At 44.3% G+C, this 17,065-nt stretch carries 16 protein-coding genes; 1 reads left to right on the top strand and 15 read right to left on the bottom strand.

What is annotated here, in order from left to right; all coding sequences use genetic code 11:
• Nucleotides 1-6 precede the first annotated feature (6 nt).
• The 12 genes from smc to LC040_05165 all read right to left on the bottom strand — a co-directional run bounded on the left by smc (nucleotide 7) and on the right by LC040_05165 (nucleotide 14,376).
• On the bottom strand, nucleotides 7-3,564 hold the full coding sequence (gene smc / locus LC040_05220) for a chromosome segregation protein SMC (protein ID WLR52310.1): 3,558 nt from the start codon (nucleotides 3,562-3,564) through the stop codon (nucleotides 7-9).
• 89 nt (nucleotides 3,565-3,653) lie between these two features.
• On the bottom strand, nucleotides 3,654-4,385 hold the full coding sequence (rnc, locus tag LC040_05215) for a ribonuclease III (protein ID WLR52309.1): 732 nt from the start codon (nucleotides 4,383-4,385) through the stop codon (nucleotides 3,654-3,656).
• A gap of 107 nt (nucleotides 4,386-4,492) precedes the next feature.
• Entirely contained in the window at nucleotides 4,493-4,726 is a 234-nt protein-coding gene (locus LC040_05210; protein WLR52308.1) for an acyl carrier protein, read from the bottom strand.
• Between the two features lie 434 nt (nucleotides 4,727-5,160).
• Entirely contained in the window at nucleotides 5,161-5,901 is a 741-nt protein-coding gene (gene fabG, locus LC040_05205; GenBank protein WLR52307.1) for a 3-oxoacyl-[acyl-carrier-protein] reductase, read from the bottom strand.
• 1 nt (nucleotide 5,902) lies between these two features.
• The gene (gene fabD, locus LC040_05200) at nucleotides 5,903-6,847 is read right to left on the bottom strand and encodes an ACP S-malonyltransferase (GenBank protein WLR52306.1); all 945 of its coding nucleotides are present in this window, start codon (nucleotides 6,845-6,847) and stop codon (nucleotides 5,903-5,905) included.
• Nucleotides 6,848-6,864: 17 nt separating this feature from the next.
• The gene (gene plsX, locus LC040_05195) at nucleotides 6,865-7,854 is read right to left on the bottom strand and encodes a phosphate acyltransferase PlsX (GenBank protein ID WLR52305.1); all 990 of its coding nucleotides are present in this window, start codon (nucleotides 7,852-7,854) and stop codon (nucleotides 6,865-6,867) included.
• A gap of 2 nt (nucleotides 7,855-7,856) precedes the next feature.
• The gene (gene fapR, locus LC040_05190; protein ID WLR52304.1) at nucleotides 7,857-8,435 is read right to left on the bottom strand and encodes a transcription factor FapR; all 579 of its coding nucleotides are present in this window, start codon (nucleotides 8,433-8,435) and stop codon (nucleotides 7,857-7,859) included.
• Between the two features lie 122 nt (nucleotides 8,436-8,557).
• Nucleotides 8,558-10,606, bottom strand: a complete 2,049-nt coding sequence (gene recG, locus LC040_05185; GenBank protein WLR52303.1) for an ATP-dependent DNA helicase RecG — start codon at nucleotides 10,604-10,606, stop codon at nucleotides 8,558-8,560.
• Nucleotides 10,607-10,608: 2 nt separating this feature from the next.
• Nucleotides 10,609-11,487 (bottom strand): L-serine ammonia-lyase, iron-sulfur-dependent, subunit alpha, encoded by an 879-nt coding sequence (gene sdaAA / locus LC040_05180; protein ID WLR52302.1) that lies wholly within the window; start codon nucleotides 11,485-11,487, stop codon nucleotides 10,609-10,611.
• Between the two features lie 64 nt (nucleotides 11,488-11,551).
• Nucleotides 11,552-12,214 carry an L-serine ammonia-lyase, iron-sulfur-dependent subunit beta gene (sdaAB, locus tag LC040_05175; protein WLR52301.1) on the bottom strand — a complete coding sequence of 221 codons (663 nt, stop codon included), beginning with the start codon at nucleotides 12,212-12,214 and terminating at the stop codon, nucleotides 11,552-11,554.
• A gap of 99 nt (nucleotides 12,215-12,313) precedes the next feature.
• The gene (locus LC040_05170) at nucleotides 12,314-13,993 is read right to left on the bottom strand and encodes a DAK2 domain-containing protein (protein WLR52300.1); all 1,680 of its coding nucleotides are present in this window, start codon (nucleotides 13,991-13,993) and stop codon (nucleotides 12,314-12,316) included.
• A gap of 20 nt (nucleotides 13,994-14,013) precedes the next feature.
• The gene (locus LC040_05165; GenBank protein ID WLR52299.1) at nucleotides 14,014-14,376 is read right to left on the bottom strand and encodes an Asp23/Gls24 family envelope stress response protein; all 363 of its coding nucleotides are present in this window, start codon (nucleotides 14,374-14,376) and stop codon (nucleotides 14,014-14,016) included.
• A 241-nt stretch (nucleotides 14,377-14,617) separates the two neighbouring features.
• On the opposite strand from LC040_05165, the gene rpmB reads away from it, so the two are divergent.
• Nucleotides 14,618-14,806, top strand: coding sequence for a 50S ribosomal protein L28 (rpmB, locus tag LC040_05160; protein ID WLR52298.1), 189 nt, complete (start codon nucleotides 14,618-14,620; stop codon nucleotides 14,804-14,806).
• Nucleotides 14,807-15,160: 354 nt separating this feature from the next.
• Here the strand turns inward: rpmB and spoVM are convergent, their stop codons facing one another.
• The 3 genes from spoVM to rsgA form a co-directional block, all read right to left on the bottom strand.
• Entirely contained in the window at nucleotides 15,161-15,241 is an 81-nt protein-coding gene (gene spoVM / locus LC040_05155; GenBank protein WLR53198.1) for a stage V sporulation protein SpoVM, read from the bottom strand.
• Between the two features lie 263 nt (nucleotides 15,242-15,504).
• Complete coding sequence (gene rpe, locus LC040_05150) at nucleotides 15,505-16,152, bottom strand: ribulose-phosphate 3-epimerase (GenBank protein WLR52297.1); 648 nt, start codon at nucleotides 16,150-16,152, stop codon at nucleotides 15,505-15,507.
• A gap of 3 nt (nucleotides 16,153-16,155) precedes the next feature.
• Nucleotides 16,156-17,037: a ribosome small subunit-dependent GTPase A gene (gene rsgA / locus LC040_05145; GenBank protein ID WLR52296.1), complete on the bottom strand. Its 882-nt coding sequence runs from the start codon at nucleotides 17,035-17,037 to the stop codon at nucleotides 16,156-16,158.
• Nucleotides 17,038-17,065: the final 28 nt, after the last annotated feature.

Raw genomic sequence — 17,065 nt, 5'->3', positions numbered from 1 at the left:
TCCACATTATTGCTGCACAAGGTGCTTCGAGTCTTCTAATCGTACAGAAACAAGCTTGGATACACCTGACTCCTGCATTGTTACTCCATAGAGCACATCCGCATTTTCCATCGTTCCTTTTCGATGGGTGATGACGATGAATTGGGTATCACGGCTAAATTCCTTTAAATAGGCCGCAAAACGAATCACATTCGCTTCATCAAGGGCAGCCTCTACTTCGTCAAGCACACAAAACGGCACAGGACGCACCTTTAAAATGGCAAATAATAAGGCGATCGCTGTTAAAGCCCGTTCTCCGCCAGAAAGCAGGTTAAGATTTTGCAGTTTCTTTCCAGGCGGCTGTGCGACAATATCGATTCCAGTATTAAGTAAATCATTTGGATCAGTTAATTGCAAATCCGCTCGTCCACCGCCAAACAACTCACGGAATACTTGTTGAAACTGCTCTTGAATCGCGTTAAAGGATTTCGAAAAGCGCTTCTTCACTTCACCATCCATTTCATCAATCACCGAATACAGTGTTGTCTTTGCTTCGGTAAGGTCATCTCGCTGCTCCTGTAAAAATGTAAAACGTTCTGAAATCCGCTCATACTCATCAATTGCACCAAGGTTAACATTTCCGAGCTCATCAATGGACATTCGAATCAGCTTGACTTGTTTACGCGCTTGCTCTTCCTCCATCGTTAATGTGTACTTCGCTTTGGCAGCTTCAAACGTTAGCGCATACTCTTCACTTAAGTGCTGCAAACGGTTTTCAAGCTCCACATCTAGACGGTTGATTTTCACTTCATCATCTTTCAGCTGTTCAATAAACCCTTTGTGCTGACGAGACAGCTCCTTCATTTCGCGCTCATGGTTCTCAAGCTTGCCTTGATATTCAACACGTTCTTGACGTCTCGTTTGAATTAAATGGAGTGCTTTTTCCTTTTGCTGCTGTGATTGTCGAATATCGACCGACAGCTTGCTTTCACCTGAGTGGCTTGCATTCATTTCATCATCAAGCAGCTGAATATCTTCTTTCGCTTCTGTTAAAGACTGAGCTGTTGCTGTTGCCTCTTCTTGCAGGCGCTCATATGCCTGCTTTGCTGCCTGCAGTGCTTCACGCTTTCTTGCTGTATGCACCTTCAGCTCTGTTACTTGCTCCTGTAATGTTTCCTTTGATGCTTCTTGTGCTTTTTTCTTTTCGGTTAATGTATTAATTTCTTCCTCGAGCGCTGAAAGCCTTGCACGAACATTTACAAGCTTTTTATCGATAGCTGTCTGTCTTTGCTTTAACGCTTGTTCGTCTTCTTTATAGGAAGACATTTCTCTATCATATAAGGTTAAATGTTCATTGACATTTTTCTCTTCAAGCTCAATTTCACGAATATCTGACATGAGGGACTGCTCATCAAATCGAAGCTGTTCTAAATTCGCCCGCTTCGTTTCGAGCATCTTCTCATTCACTTTACTATCGTCTTTCAACTGTTGGACATGTGCTTCTAGCTTTTCCGTTTTCCGTTCCATTTCAGCAAGCTGTGCGGTGAGTGTTTCAAGCTCCCGTTGGCGGCTTAAAAGAGATGGCGACTTTTGCTTTGAAGCGCCGCCTGTCATTGAGCCGCCTGGGTTAACCACATCACCTTCAAGCGTCACAATCCGGTAGCGCTGATTAAGCTGACGAGCTAACTCATTTGCCCCTCTTAAGTCTTTGGCGATTACAACTGTTCCAAGCAGGCTGTACACAATTTCTTCATAGCGAGCTTCATAGTTTGTTAGCTCAGCGGCAATTCCGACAAAGGCCTCAGAACGTCTTAGCATATTGATTTGCCCTTCATTCATACGTCGCCCGCGTATGACCGAAAGCGGCAAGAACGTGGCACGTCCGCCGCGGTTCTTCTTCAAATACCCAATTGCTGTGCGGGCATCCTTTTCCGTTTCCACGACAACATGCTGCATCGCGCTGCCTAATGCGGTTTCAAGCGCCGTTTCGTATCCTTTGTCAACTGAAATTAACTCAGCCACTGCCCCACACATTCCAGGCAGGTTCGCTTTTAATACTTCTTTGACACCTTGGAAAAAGCCTGCATAGCCTTCCTGCATTTCTTCAAGCATTTGTTTACGTGAACGTGTTTGCTGAACATATTGATAGCCTTTATAAAGCTGTGACTGTTTGTTCTCATACTCATCACGCAATGCAGTATGCTTCTGCTGAAGTGATTGGTATTGTTCTTGCTCACTCGTTAGCTGCTCCTGCTTTTTCTTTAGGCTTGTCTTAAGCGCTTCTTTGCGCTGCTGAATAGTTTTACGTTGCTCTAAATATTGCTCATTGCCTTGGCTGAGCCGTGTTTTCTTATTGCCCTGCTGTTGGAGCTGATTTTCGATATTCGTTCGTTCATTATTTAAAGATGCTTGCTCATTTAAGTACTCGATGTATTCACTTTTCAGCTCTTCAATTTGTTCTTCAATGTTTTCTGAGACCTTCGCAAGTTCGTTTTGCAGTCTAGAAAGCTCCGCTTCTTCCTGCTGTAAGTGCTGCTTTTGTTGCTTGAGGTCTTCTCCTTTATCAGAAAGCTCGACGTTATACTTTTCAAGCTTTGCTTCATCTTCAGTGATTTTTTTCTTCAGTTGCATTCGATTTGCTTCCGCATTTTTCTTGCGCTCTTGGAGAACTTGCTTCTTTCCTTCAAGCTTTTCTAGTTCCGAACTTGTGGAAAGCAGCACCTCTTGTAGTTCATTGATCGATTCATCTAACGCTTGAATGTCATCACGCATTTTTGTCATGGCCGCTTCACCGTTCTGCAAGCGTGTCGAAAGCTCCAGCTCTTTATCTTTATTTATTTCGAATTCCTTTAGCTTAGCCTGCCATTTTTCATGCAGTGTTTCAATTTCATGGACAATTAATGCCGCTTCAATTTGCTCAAGCTCTTCTTTTTTAGCTATGTAATCTTTTGCAATCGATGCTTGTATTTTTAACGGCTCAAGCTGCCCTTCGATCTCATGTAAAATATCTTCTACGCGGTAAAGGTTCTCCTGTGTTTCAGCAAGCTTCATTTCTGCTTTCCGCTTACGAAGCTTATACTTTAACACACCAGCAGCTTCTTCAAAGATACTGCGGCGGTCTTCTGCCTTACTGCTTAAAATTTCTTCAACCCTGCCTTGCCCGATAATCGAAAATGATTCTTTACCGAGGCCAGAGTCCATAAACAAATCAATAATATCTTTCAAGCGGCATGCTTGTTTATTAATTAAAAACTCACTTTCACCTGAACGGTACACACGGCGCGTAATACTAACCTCAGAATAATCGACAGGCAAAAAGCCGTCTTCATTCTCAAGTGTAATCGTCACATCTGCAACGTTTAATGCGCGGCGGTCGTCACTTCCGGCAAAAATAATGTCCTCCATCTTCGAACCGCGGATTGACCGTGCTGATTGCTCACCTAACACCCAGCGGACAGCATCGGTTATATTGCTCTTCCCGCTGCCATTTGGTCCGACTACTGCGGTGACACCTGGCACAAATTCGACAGACGTTTTTTCTGCAAAAGATTTAAACCCTGATACATCTAATCTTTTGAGGAACATTCTATGCACCTCCCTGCTTTCAAACCTGATGTGTATTCCTGCTGAACAAAATCCCCCTATTTAGAAAAAGGGGGATTTTCGATTCTCCATTACTTCTTTTTTAGTTTCATAAGTGCTTGTTGTGCTGCCTTTTGTTCAGCGTCTTTTTTAGACTTGCCGATCCCGACTCCATGCACGGTACCGTCAATTAATACTTCTGAAACAAACTCGCGATTGTGCGCAGGTCCTTTTTCTTCAACGATTTTATATTCAACCGCATGCTGACCATCACGCTGTACCACTTCTTGTAGTTGGCTTTTATAATCCATCACATGAGAAAAAGCACCTTCGCTAATTCTTGGGTAAACGACTTTCTTTAATAATTCGTTCACCGTTTCAATTCCTTGGTCCAAATAGAGGGCGCCAATAAATGCCTCAAACACGTCTGCCAAAAGTGCAGGACGGGTTCTTCCACCTGTCATTTCTTCTCCCTTACCGAGAAGAACGTACGGCGCGAAGGACAGCTCGTTTGCAAACTCAACTAATGAGCCTTCACAAACAATCGCCGCCCGGAGCTTTGTTAATTCGCCTTCACTCATATTCGGAAATTGTTTAAACAAATATTGTGAAACCGTTAACTCTAAAACTGCGTCCCCTAAAAATTCTAACCGTTCGTTGTCTTCAAACGGTCTTGCGCGATGCTCATTCACATAGGATGAATGGGTAAAAGCCTGCTTTAATAAATGTTCATCTTCAAATGGTACACCAAGCTGTTTCAATAAAGGCTGAAAATCCACTTTCACTTTACCATTGGTCCGCTTTCTCTTGTACGACTTAGACATACTTACCTCCAAATTCAAACAGTGGGTCATAAAATGAATGTATTTTTTGTAGTGTGTAAAGGTGAGAAAGCCCCGCAGAATAGTTCCGCGGGACTTCATATCTTTGATTATTGCTGAGCTTTTATGTAGTTAACTGCGTCTCCAACAGTACCGATTTTCTCAGCATCTTCATCAGAGATTTCCATGTCGAACTCATCTTCAAGCTCCATTACTAACTCAACTACGTCTAGGGAATCAGCGCCTAAATCATCTTTAAAAGACGCTTCAAGAGTAACCTCGCTCTCGTCAACACCAAGACGGTCAACGATGATTTTCGTTACGCGTTCTAGTACATCTGCCATCGTTGTTCACCTCCCCTCAAGTCATTATAGGTGATTGCTCCAAAAAAAACTAGGAGAAATTTTATTAAGTGAACTCCCCAACATCATATGGTGATTTCTACCACAGTATTGGTTAGTTAAACTTCAATGCACAGGACGTGCTAGTGCAGGCGTTGTCACAGGACGTGACGTTCTTAGCCAGCGTTCCTTTGATCCAGCTGCGGCGCCTAGGGGCTCGAGGTCATAAGTCAGCCTGTTGCAGGGACATAAATCGGTCCCCTCCACATTCTGCCTTATGCTTGTCGCCCCTAACCAAGGCGCCTCCGCTTTTCTTTGATCCAGCTGCGGCGGGCAGAAATTTGTATCACTTCACCTTCCCACTCCGAGGCAAAAAACGCCTCTATGTGTGAAGGTTCCAGTGAACAATATTTCTAAGCGGCCCGCCTCCGCTTTTCTTACATCACCATTCCGCCATCCACATGTAGGGTTTGGCCTGTGATGTAGGCGCTGTCGTCTGATGCTAGGAAGCGAACGACATTTGCGATGTCTTCAGGCTGGCCGAGACGTGCAAGTGGAATTTGGCTTAGTAGTGCTTCGCGTGTTTCTTCGGCAAGCTCATCTGTCATATCTGTTGTGATGAAGCCTGGCGCGACGGCGTTTACTGTGATGCCGCGTGTTGCTAGTTCTTTGGCAGTTGTTTTCGTTAGACCGATTACACCTGCTTTAGCAGCAACATAGTTTGCTTGTCCAGGATTTCCGCTAACACCGACGATGGAAGCGATATTAATGATCCGGCCGCTGCGCTGGCGCATCATTTGACGAGTGACTCCTTTTGTACAGTTGAATACACCTTTTAAGTTTGTATTGATAACTGCGTCCCACTCATCTTCTTTCATGCGCATAAGCAGGTTGTCTCGTGTAATGCCGGCATTGTTGACAAGAATGTCAAGTGCGCCAAATTGTGAAATAACCTCTTTGATCATAGCTTGCACACTTTCAGAGCTTGCGACATCTGCTTGAATCGCAAACGCCTCGCCGCCTTCTGCTTTAATTGTTTCTACAACTTCTTGTGCTTTCGCTTCACTTCCAGCATAGTTCACGGCTACCTTTGCACCGTTTTTCGCTAACTCAAGAGCGATCGCACGGCCGATGCCGCGAGAAGCTCCTGTCACAAGGGCTGTCTTTCCTTGAAGCATATTAAGCGTCCCCTTTCAATTTTTCTACTGTTTTTGCTAACGTTTCTTCGTTTTCAATGTTATATGTATGTACTCGACGTTTTACTTTTCGAACTAGACCTGATAGTACTTTACCTGGGCCGATTTCAATAAACGTGTCAACGCCTTCATCAAGCAACGTTTGCACTGTTTCTTCCCAACGAACAGGAGAATACAGCTGCTCGACAAGCTTGGCTTGTATGTCCGCACCATCTGTAATCGGTTGTGCGGTTACGTTCGCTACAACAGGTATTTTCGCTTCAGAAATCGAAATTCCTTCTAAAACCTCACTAAATTTATCAGCAGCAGGCTTCATTAAGTCTGAATGAAATGGACCGCTGACATCAAGCGGAATGACACGCTTTGCGCCTTTTTCCTTCGCAAGCTCTGAAGCTTTCTCGACAGCTTCACGATTACCCGAAATGACAATTTGTCCTGGGCAATTTAAGTTTGCTAAGTTGACTACAAATTGTGGCGTGCTTACTTCATCAACAACTGCCTTCAGCTCAGCTGCTTCCATCCCTAGGACAGCTGCCATTGTCCCAACACCTGCTGGAACGGCTTCTTCCATCAATTCACCACGTTTTCGTACCGCATACACCGCATCCTCAAATGACATACTTTCAGAGGCTACAAGCGCACTGTACTCTCCAAGACTGTGCCCCGCTGTAAAATCAGCGGTAATGCCATGTTTTTTGAATACTTCTAGTATCGCCGTACTTGTTGTAAGTAATGCAGGCTGTGTATTTTCTGTTCGCGTCAGCTTCTCCTGCGGTCCGTTGAAAATAACCTCAGAGAGAGAGAAACCAAGACGCTCGTCAGCCTTTTGAAAGATAGCTGCAGCCTCTTCATATTTATCCGCTATTTCCTTACCCATTCCAACTGTTTGTGAGCCTTGCCCTGGAAAAAGGAATGCAATCTTACCCATGTTAACACCTTGCCTTTCTATTCTTTTGTCATTTCTATCGCATTCTGAATTGTGGATGCCATTTCCTGCTTGACCATCTCACGTGTTTGACGGACTGCATTGTATACAGCATTGGCATTTGATGACCCGTGTGCTTTCACAACAGGCGCTTTTAAGCCGAAAAGTGCTGCACCGCCATATTCTGAGTAATCAAGCTTTGCTTTTAAGTCTAGCAGCTGCGGCTTTAATACACCTGCTGCAAGCTTTGCCGTAAATGTGCTTGTTAACCGTTCTTTCAGCATAGAAAACATCGAAAGAGCTGTGCCCTCAATTGTTTTAAGAGCAATATTGCCTGTAAACCCATCACATACGACAACATCAGCAACACCATCGAGCAAGTCACGCGCTTCAACATTGCCAATAAAATGAATCGGTGCTTCTTGTAACAATTCGTATGCCTGCTTGCTCAGCTCGTTCCCTTTCTTCTCTTCTGTACCGACATTCAAGAGGCCGACACGTGGATTCGAAACAGCACGTACTTTTTCAGAATAAATTGAGGCCATAATCGCATAATGCAGCAAGTGCTCAGGCTTCGCATCGACATTTGCCCCAACATCCAACAGCACAAAGCCACTGCCATCTACTGTCGGCAGTGTCGGTGATAAAGCAGGACGCTCAATGCCAGGGATACGGCCTACTACAAATAAACCAGCTGTCATCAATGCACCTGTATTACCTGCTGAAATACAAGCATCTGCACGGCCTTCTTTCACTTCAGTTGCTGCTAAAACCATTGATGCGCCTTTCTTACGGCGTACAGCACGAACAGGCTCATCCGTAGCTTCTATTTTTTCATCTGTATGTATAATCGAGATGCGGTTATGTTCTTGCATATGCTTTCGGATTTCATTCTCATCGCCTACTAATACGATTTCGATATCCGAAAAACTTTCGACAGCTTTGACCGCACCGAGGACGATTTCCTTCGGTGCGTGATCGCCGCCCATCGCATCGATTGCTATTTTCATTGTTAACCATCCTTTTTCGCATTGTTCGAGCGGTACATATGGAACTCGCCCGAAAACACCATTTCTTGACCAACAAAGCTTTCCACGTCGACAATGGTTCTGCCGCTTCTCTTTGTGGATTGCTTCACGTGAGCCTTCGCTACAACACGTTCACCTTCATTTACTTGTCTTGTAAAACGGATTGCCGCTTTTGCCGTTAGGGCCAGCTCATCATTAATGACAGCTACTGCTAACGAGTTCGCCTGGGCAAACAAATGGTGACCGCGTGCAATTTTATTTCGTGAAAAGACATGCTCACGCTTAATATCTAAAATTGAAATTGCTCGTTCATCTAAATCTAAATCAACAACCTCACCAATCACTTCATCAATTGGTAACGCTTTAACTTCTTCGTCCATCTGTTTTGTGGCGACAACTTTAATTCGCTCTCGTAATTCCGGGATGGACAGCTCCATCCGGTCAAGGCGTATCGTCTGTACGCTCACTGAAAATTTTTGTGCTAGTTCTTCATCTGTTGTGAAAGGCGTTTTCTCGATGGTTTCTTTCAGCAGCTGCTGCCTCTCTTTTTTATTTCGTCTCATAGAATGACACCTTCCGAGATTTTCTAAAACATGTAACCGTCCTGATTAGACAGCAGGCACAATGTTTTAGGACTAGGTACTAATAGTAGTATATAAATAAAAAGGAGAGATTGCAAGGATCTCTAATCCAGCTTCTCTCCTGTAAATACGCCAGACTCCTCTAAATGCCTTCTTAGTGGAGCAAATTTTTCATCTTGCCAAAAGACATTCGATGCAATTAACTTTGCTGCATCTTGTCTTGCTACCTCTAGCGCGCGGTAATCATGAATCATATCGGCTACTTTAAATTCCGGAATCCCGCTTTGTTTCTTACCGAAGAAGTCACCAGGACCTCGCAATTCTAGGTCACGCTCTGAAAGCTCAAAGCCATCATTCGTTTCGGTCATCACGCGCATTCGTTCTTTTCCAACATCTGATTTCGGGTCCGCAAGCAATATACAATAAGACTGAGCATCTCCACGGCCGACACGTCCGCGAAGCTGATGAAGCTGTGCTAAGCCAAACCGCTCGGCATCATAGATGACCATAATCGTGGCGTTTGGAACGTTCACCCCTACTTCAACAACAGTCGTTGAGACAAGCACTTGGCATTCGTTTCGACTAAACTGCTGCATCACGTCATCTTTTTCCTGAGATGATAACCTGCCGTGCATCAGACCAACGTTCACGCTTCCTTTAAAATACTCGCTAAGCTGAGCATGCACATCAATTGCATTTTGGACATCAAGCTTGTCGCTTTCTTCAATAAGCGGGCAAATGACATATCCTTGCCGGCCAGCCTGTACTTCTTTGTAGATAAACTTTAAGACACGGCTCAACATATCAGGCTTTGCCCAATACGTTTCGATCGGCTTCCGTCCTGCCGGCATCTCATCAATCAATGAAACATCCATATCACCAAACGCGGTAATTGCAAGTGTCCGCGGAATTGGGGTAGCGGTCATAAATAACACGTCTGGGCTTTCACCTTTCTCTCTTAACGCACGGCGTTGCTGAACGCCAAAGCGGTGCTGCTCGTCTGTTATTACAAACCCGAGTGAGCGGAAATTCACTTCATCTTGAATCAATGCATGGGTCCCAATCACAATATCAATCTCACCTATGGCACATTGCGCTAACAGCTCTTGACGGCGCTTCCCTTTTACAGAGCTTGTTAAGAGCTCTAAACGAAGGCCAATCGGTTCTAGTATTTCTTTCAATGAAAGAGAATGCTGCTCGGCAAGAATTTCTGTCGGTACCATTAATGCACCTTGAAAACCAGCTGTAACAGCAGCATATAACCCAATCGCCGCAACAACTGTCTTACCTGAACCGACATCACCTTGAAGAAGACGGTTCATTCTGTATGGAGAGCGCATATCCGTCAGCATCTCGTTCACGACCCGCTGCTGTGCACCTGTTAACGGAAAAGGCAATGACTGAATGAAGGCATTGACACGTTCTTCCTCATATGCGATAGCGATCCCTTTCGTTTGCTCTCGCTCAAATTTGCGAATCGCCTGCATTTTCAACTGAAAATAGAGAAATTCCTCATAAACAAAACGCCTGCGCGCATGCTTGACGCTTTCCGCATTTGTAGGAAAATGCATTTCATAAAGTGCTTCACCTTTGGGCGGAAGCTTATAAGAAGCTAGTACCTCTTGAGGCAGTGTCTCTTCGACTGCTCCTCCATATTGCTTGAAGCCAGCCGCAATAAAACGTTTCAATCCCTTTACCGATAGCTTTCCTTTCACATGGTAGACAGGCTCATATTCATTTTGCCGCTTTACTTCCCCTTTTTTCATTTCAGAAACGGTGATCGTTTGGCGGTGGCGGTCCCATTTTCCAGTGATAGTCACGTGGTCACCAATTGTTACTTGGCGCTTCACATATGGCCGGTTAAAAAAGACAGCCGTAATCAAATAGTTGCCAACTAACACGCGGAGTGTTAATCGTGATTTCTTTTTACCGAAGTAGCGGAGGGACGGCTCACTATGAACCTTTCCTTCGACAGTAACCCGTTCGTCATGCTTGACGTCTTCTAAATCCTTCAACCGATAGTCTTCATAACGATATGGGAAATACTCTAACAGCTGTTGGACGTTATGGATACCAACATCTGAAAGTGTTTCGGCTGTTTCTTCTCCTATCCCTTTAACCTTTGTAATTGGTAATTCTGCTAATATACTCACCGTTATCTCTGCGGCTTACCGAATATTTCTTCTGCAAGTCTCTTTCCTGTCGGCGTTGCCGCCAACCCTCCTTGTGCAGTTTCTTTCAATGTTTCAGGCATACGCTGGCCGATTTTGAACATCGCATCGATTACTTCGTCACAAGGAATGGTACTCGTAATGCCAGCAAGCGCCATATCTGCGGCTACCATTGCATTCGAAGCTCCCATGGCATTCCGCTTCACACAAGGCACTTCAACCAGCCCTGCAACTGGATCACAAACAAGGCCAAGCATGTTTTTAAGCGTAATGGCCATTGCTTCTGCACTTTGACTCGGCGTACCACCAGCCATTTCAACAATCGCTGCCGATGCCATTCCTGCCGCAGAACCGACCTCTGCTTGACAGCCTCCTGCTGCCCCAGAAATCGACGCATTATTGGCAATTACAAATCCGAAAGCGCCTGAAGTAAACAAAAAGCGAATCATTTGCTCACGGGTTGGATTAAGCGTTTCCTTTACGGCAAAAAGCGTCCCAGGCACAACACCTGCTGAGCCAGCTGTCGGTGTGGCGCAAATTGTACCCATCGCTGCATTGACTTCATTTGTCGCCATCGCTTTACTAACAGCGTCAAGCACTGTATGACCAGACAGCATTTTCCCTGTTGCCATATACTCCTGCAGTTTGCGAGCTGCCCCGCCTGTTAAGCCTGAATGTGATTTCACACCTTCAATTCCGCGTTCAACCGCTTGCTCCATGACCGTTAAATTGCGTTCCATCTGCTGCATAACCTCTTCACGTGTTCGCTCTTTAACTTCCATCTCCTGCAGGATCATAACTTCTGATATTGGAATTTTCTTTTCTTCTGCCATTTGAACAAGTTCTTTCACGTTACGAAACATCTTCATCTTCCTTTCATCTCGGTGCCGTTTCACTCGATGTAAACGCTGTCATTTCACAAGGCTGCTAATCAACAATTTTTGTAACTTGAAGAATGTTTGGAAGTGCTGACAGTTCGTCGATTATCTTATCATCAAACGACTGGTCCACTTCGATTGTCATCAGTGCACGCTGCCCCTTTTCCTTACGAGATACTTCCATATGACCGATATTCATTTCATACTTTGCAAGCACGTTTGCAACTCCTGCAATGGCACCGTAACGGTCATTGTGCATCACAAGCAGGGCAGGGTGGTTACCAGAAAGCTTTAGTTCAAACCCGTTTAACTCGGTAATTTGAATTTTGCCTCCCCCAATTGAAATACCGACTAATTCTAAGTCACCGTTTTCATCACCGATTTTTACCCGAGCGGTATTCGGATGGTCCGGTACAGCTTCTTCTTCACGAAATTGAATGGTTACACCTTCGTCTTTTGCGAGGTCAAGGGAGTGGATAATTCGCTCATCATACGTATCAAAATCAAGAATTCCCCCAACAATTGCAACATCTGTCCCGTGCCCTTTATACGTTTTCGCAAATGAGCCATAAAATGAAATTTCCGCCCATTTTGGCGTTCGTCCAAATAACGAGCGAGCGACACGTCCGATGCGGGCTGCTCCTGCTGTATGTGAACTGGATGGTCCAATCATAACCGGGCCAATAATGTCAAATACACTTTTATACTTCATCTAAGGACCTCTCCTTTTACCTGTACAGTCATGCTCAAAAAACATGTTATGAAAATAAAAGAAGGGGAAGCCCCTTCTTCTTTGGTCTTGCTTAAGACTTTATTCGACAGAGAAAATGTAGCTGTAGAGAGGTTGTTTCCCAGCATGGATTTCAACTTCCACCTCTTCAAAGTGTTCCTCAATGAAGCTTTCAAGCTCTTTGGTTTCATCTTCCTTTGCATCTTCACCTTGAAGGATCGTGACGATTTCACTGTCTTCTTCAATCAGCAATTCTAACAGCTGCTTTGCTGCTTGAAGCTGATTTTCGTGCTTTGTGACGATTTTTCCGTCCGCAATGCCCATGAAATCGCCTTTTTTCAAGTCAATACCGTCGATGTTCGTATCACGAACGGCATACGTAACTTGTCCTGTTTTTACGTCTGCAAGGGCATCTTTCATCGCAGAAGCGTTATCAGAGAGTGATGCTTCTGGATTAAATGAAAGCAATGCACTCATGCCTTGAGGTATCGTCTTAGACGGGACAACCTCTACATCCACGTCAACGACGCTTGCAGCTTGTGTTGCCGCCATGACAATATTCCCGTTATTAGGAAGGATAATCACTTTCTCTGCATGAACTTCTTCAATTGCACGTACTAAGTCCTCTGTGCTTGGATTCATCGTTTGGCCGCCCTCGACGACAACGCTTACTCCTAAGCTTCTTAATAGCTCAGCAATGCCGCTTCCCATCGCCGCTGCGATAATCCCATATTCTTTCTTTGGCTTTGCAGGCTTTTGTGTTTCGGCAGCTTGACGGCTGGACCCTTCTAAAATAGTTGTATGCTGTTCACGCATATTTTCGATTTTCATATTTATTAAACTTCCATACCGCTGGGCGTATGTTAAAACGTCACCAGGATACTCAGCATGGATATGTACTTTCACAAGCTCTTCATCAGATACAACAAGCAAGGAGTCACCATGCTCGCTTAAAGTCTCACGGAAAACATCTTCTTCAAAAGGATTTTCATTTAATTTCTCTTCTTCTAACTTCACCATAAATTCTGTACAATAACCAAATTCAATATCTTCTGTTGCCATATGTGCTTGAGCAGTCTTGTGGTGCTCGGCGCTAACAAGCTCGTCCATTGATGGACCAACTTCAGATGCTTTCGGAAGGTCTTCTCCCTTTAATGCGCGCACAAACCCTTCATAAACTGTCAAAAGACCTTGACCACCACTATCGACCACGCCAACTTCCTTTAAAACAGGAAGCAGTTCAGGGGTACGGTCAAGTGATTTCTTTGCCTCATCAAGCACTTGCTCCATGAACACAATGATATCATCCGTTCGCTTTGCAGCATCCTGTGCTTTCTTCGCACTGTCCTTGGCGACAGTGAGAATCGTTCCTTCAACAGGCTTCATTACCGCTTTGTAGGCTGTATCTTTACCTGAATCAAATGCTTTTGCTAAATCCTTAACCGTAATCGTTTCTTTACCTTCCATCGCTTTTGCAAAGCCTCGAAACAGCTGTGATAGAATAACACCTGAATTTCCACGAGCCCCCATAAGCAGGCCGCGTGCAAATGAAGAAGCGACTTTACCTGCATGGTTTTCCGTCACCTTTTTCACTTCATTTGCGCCAGAGGTCATCGATAAGTTCATATTTGTTCCTGTATCTCCATCTGGTACTGGAAAGACATTTAGTGCATCAATGTGTGCTGCTTGATTGGCAAGGTGCGTTGAGGCCAAAACAATCATTTCAGCTAAACGCGTTCCATCCAATTCTTTAACTGTCACAAAACTTCCTCCTAACTCTCTTACGGATTCGTTACCCGAACTCCTTGTACAAATATATTAATCGAATCAACTGACAAGCCTAGCGTTTGATCCAACGTGTATTTTACTTGTGTCTGTACGTTATGTGCGACTTCGGAAATTTTCGTACCATAGCTTACGATAATGTACATTTCGATATGAAGACCTTCCTCTTCACGTCGAACGATAATTCCTTTTGTGAAGTTTTCTTTGCGAAGAATTTCTGATAAACCATCTTTCAACTGCTTTTTGGAAGCCATTCCGACGATACCGTAACAATCCATTGCGGCACCACCAGCAATCGATGCGATAACCTCATTTGATATATCAATTGTTCCGTGCTCGTTTTTCATTTCAATCGACATGAAAAAGCCCCCTTATGGTTGATTTGAGCTGTGACTATCGTCATTTTACTATAAGACATGTTGTTTTGAAAGTAATTTCAAATGAAGTGCGGCTTTTTCATTGACCTATAACCGAAAATGCTTTAGAATAAACAAGGAATGTCAAGGAGTATGCCTTGATATTCTTTCTTTTGTTGCACGCGTATATTTGTTATACTAACCCAAGTAAGTAGTGGCTTATGAAATACAAGGAGGGAATGTCATGCCTAAAAAGTGTGTTGTAACTGGACGCAAAGGTCGTTCTGGCCAAAACCGTTCTCACGCAATGAACGCTTCTAAGCGTAAGTTTGGTGCGAACCTGCAAAAAGTACGCATCATGGTAGACGGTAAACCAAAACGTGTTTACGTATCTGCTCGTGCGCTTAAATCAGGAAAAGTAGAACGTGTATAATAAAAACCAACATATAGTCGCTCGTCTGCCTTATGCAGCAAGACTATAGAAAAAGCACCATTTCCGGCTAAGGAAATTGGTGCTTTTTTCGTTTGAAAAATGATCGTTAATTCGGAAATGTGCAGGCGCCTAGGGGCTCGAGTCATAAGCCAATTGCTTCTGAAGGCAAAAAGCGCCTTCTGCCAGCACTCGTCTTATGCTGGTCGCCCCTGAACAAGGCGCCTTCGCTTTTCTTGATCCAGCTGCGGCGCCTAGGGGCTCGAGTCATAAGCCAATTGCTTCTGAAGGCAAAAAGCGCCTTCTGCCAGCACTCGTCTTATGCTGGTCGCCCCTGAACAAGGCGCCTTCGCTTTTCTATTCTTTTTTTAATGACCCTAGAATCGCTCGTACTACCCCGCCGAGAAACTTAGGAAGTTTAATCGTATAGAATTTCATCTTTCCCCCTCCTTCACAGCGTATATCTGCTTCAGTTCAACTGTTATTCATTATTATAAAGTGCACCATCCACAAACTGGCTCTTCACTTACACATCATTTTATTCAATGCAGTTAGAAATAATGACACTTTCAGTTTATTTTCATTTTAGAAGAATATGCTTACCAAAAGGAACGGAAAGGAGGGGGGAACACTCTCTTTGCTTTCCATCTTTTCACTACATAGAAAGGCTGTGCAACAAAAAAGTTGCACAGCCTCCTTTTTCACGCGTTACGAATCGCTTCCATTGCAGCTTGACGGTCTTCTTTATTGAAGACAGCTGAGCCTGCTACAAGTACATTAGCACCTGCATCCTTCACAATTTTCGCTGTTTCAGGATTAACACCGCCGTCTACCTCGATTTCGATGTCTTTTCCTGTTGCGTCAACAAGTTCTTTGACGCGCTTAATTTTCGGTACAACTGAATCGATAAATTTCTGACCGCCAAAACCAGGGTTTACAGTCATAAGCAGCACCATGTCTAGGTCCTCAATAATATGTTGAATCGTTTCAACTGGTGTAGCTGGGTTAAGCACAACGCCTGCTTTCACACCTTGCTGCTTAATAAGCTGTATCGTTCGGTGTAAGTGCGGACATGCTTCGACATGAACGGTAATAATATCTGCGCCAGCCTTTGCAAATTCAGGAATATATTGATCAGGATTTTCAATCATTAAGTGAACATCAAGCGGCAGGTCTGTTACAGGACGGATTGCATCGACAATTAACGGACCAATCGTAATATTTGGAACGAAATGACCGTCCATCACATCAACGTGAATGTAGTCGGCCCCACCTCGTTCGACATCTTTAATCTCTTCTCCCAATTTTGCAAAATCAGCTGATAAAATCGATGGTGCTAGTTTAACCATTTTTTAATACCTCGGCTTTCGTTCTTTTATTTCTTGATAGAAAGTTTGATAATGTTCATAACGGTAGTTAGGAATCTCACCTGCATCGAGCGCAGCTTTAACCGCACATTTCGGCTCAGCCAGATGTGTACAGCCTCTGAACTTACACTCAGGAGACAGCCGCAGCATCTCTGGAAAATAATCAGCAAGATCAATTGACTCAATTCCTAGGAACTCAAGTGAGCTAAAACCAGGTGTATCTGCGACCAGCCCGGAGTGATATGGAATAAGCTCCACATGCCGGGTCGTATGACGGCCGCGTCCTAGGCTTGCTGAGATATGTGCTGTTTCAAGGGCAAGACCTGGCTTTAATGCATTCAACAGCGATGATTTACCAACACCTGACTGCCCTGCAAATACAGAAATTTTATCTTCTAGATACGGACCAAGAATATCTAAGCCTTCTGTCGTTTCAGCAGATGTTAACAGAACAGGATAACCGATTTTTTTGTAATCCTCGGCATATTGCTCAATGCGTGAGACTTGCTGTTCATCTGCCAAATCCATTTTCGTAATACAGATCAGCGGTTCAATATGGTTGGCTTCTACTAGAACGAGAAAACGGTCAAGCAATGCGGAGCTAAAGTCTGGCTCTACCGCTGAAAAAACGAGAATCGCTTGATCGACATTCGCGATCGGAGGACGGACGAGCTCATTCTTCCGCTCACTTACGTCAAGAATATAACCTTCTTGTTCATTTTCCGCTTCAAATTTGACATGATCGCCGACAAGCGGTGTAATCTTCTGCTTTCTGAAGACGCCCCGGCCGCGGCACTGCGTAATCGTTTGGCCGGAATGAACGTAATAAAACCCACTTAACGCTTTAATAATCTTTCCTTCCTGCATGGAAGCCTCCTCATGTCTTTACATTTTC

The sequence above is a fragment of the Bacillus tianshenii genome (assembly GCA_020524525.2).
Lineage (GTDB): Bacteria > Bacillota > Bacilli > Bacillales > Bacillaceae_N > Bacillus_AV.
The sequence above is the reverse complement of the archived record's forward strand: the minus strand, read 5'-3'. Positions and strand labels throughout refer to the sequence as shown.

Coding starts and splice junctions, on each gene's coding strand:
- rsgA (WLR52296.1), bottom strand. CDS start 17,037: ATGCAGGAAGGAAAGATTATTAAAGCGTTAAGTGGGTTTTATTACGTT.
- spoVM (WLR53198.1), bottom strand. CDS start 15,241: ATGAAATTCTATACGATTAAACTTCCTAAGTTTCTCGGCGGGGTAGTA.
- fabG (WLR52307.1), bottom strand. CDS start 5,901: ATGCTTCAAGGAAAGACAGCCCTTGTGACAGGAGCTTCTCGCGGCATC.
- fabD (WLR52306.1), bottom strand. CDS start 6,847: ATGGGTAAGATTGCATTCCTTTTTCCAGGGCAAGGCTCACAAACAGTT.
- rpe (WLR52297.1), bottom strand. CDS start 16,152: ATGGTTAAACTAGCACCATCGATTTTATCAGCTGATTTTGCAAAATTG.
- smc (WLR52310.1), bottom strand. CDS start 3,564: ATGTTCCTCAAAAGATTAGATGTATCAGGGTTTAAATCTTTTGCAGAA.
- sdaAB (WLR52301.1), bottom strand. CDS start 12,214: ATGAAGTATAAAAGTGTATTTGACATTATTGGCCCGGTTATGATTGGA.
- rpmB (WLR52298.1), top strand. CDS start 14,618: ATGCCTAAAAAGTGTGTTGTAACTGGACGCAAAGGTCGTTCTGGCCAA.
- plsX (WLR52305.1), bottom strand. CDS start 7,854: ATGAAAATAGCAATCGATGCGATGGGCGGCGATCACGCACCGAAGGAA.
- LC040_05165 (WLR52299.1), bottom strand. CDS start 14,376: ATGTCGATTGAAATGAAAAACGAGCACGGAACAATTGATATATCAAAT.
- LC040_05210 (WLR52308.1), bottom strand. CDS start 4,726: ATGGCAGATGTACTAGAACGCGTAACGAAAATCATCGTTGACCGTCTT.
- fapR (WLR52304.1), bottom strand. CDS start 8,435: ATGAGACGAAATAAAAAAGAGAGGCAGCAGCTGCTGAAAGAAACCATC.
- sdaAA (WLR52302.1), bottom strand. CDS start 11,487: ATGTTTCGTAACGTGAAAGAACTTGTTCAAATGGCAGAAGAAAAGAAA.
- rnc (WLR52309.1), bottom strand. CDS start 4,385: ATGTCTAAGTCGTACAAGAGAAAGCGGACCAATGGTAAAGTGAAAGTG.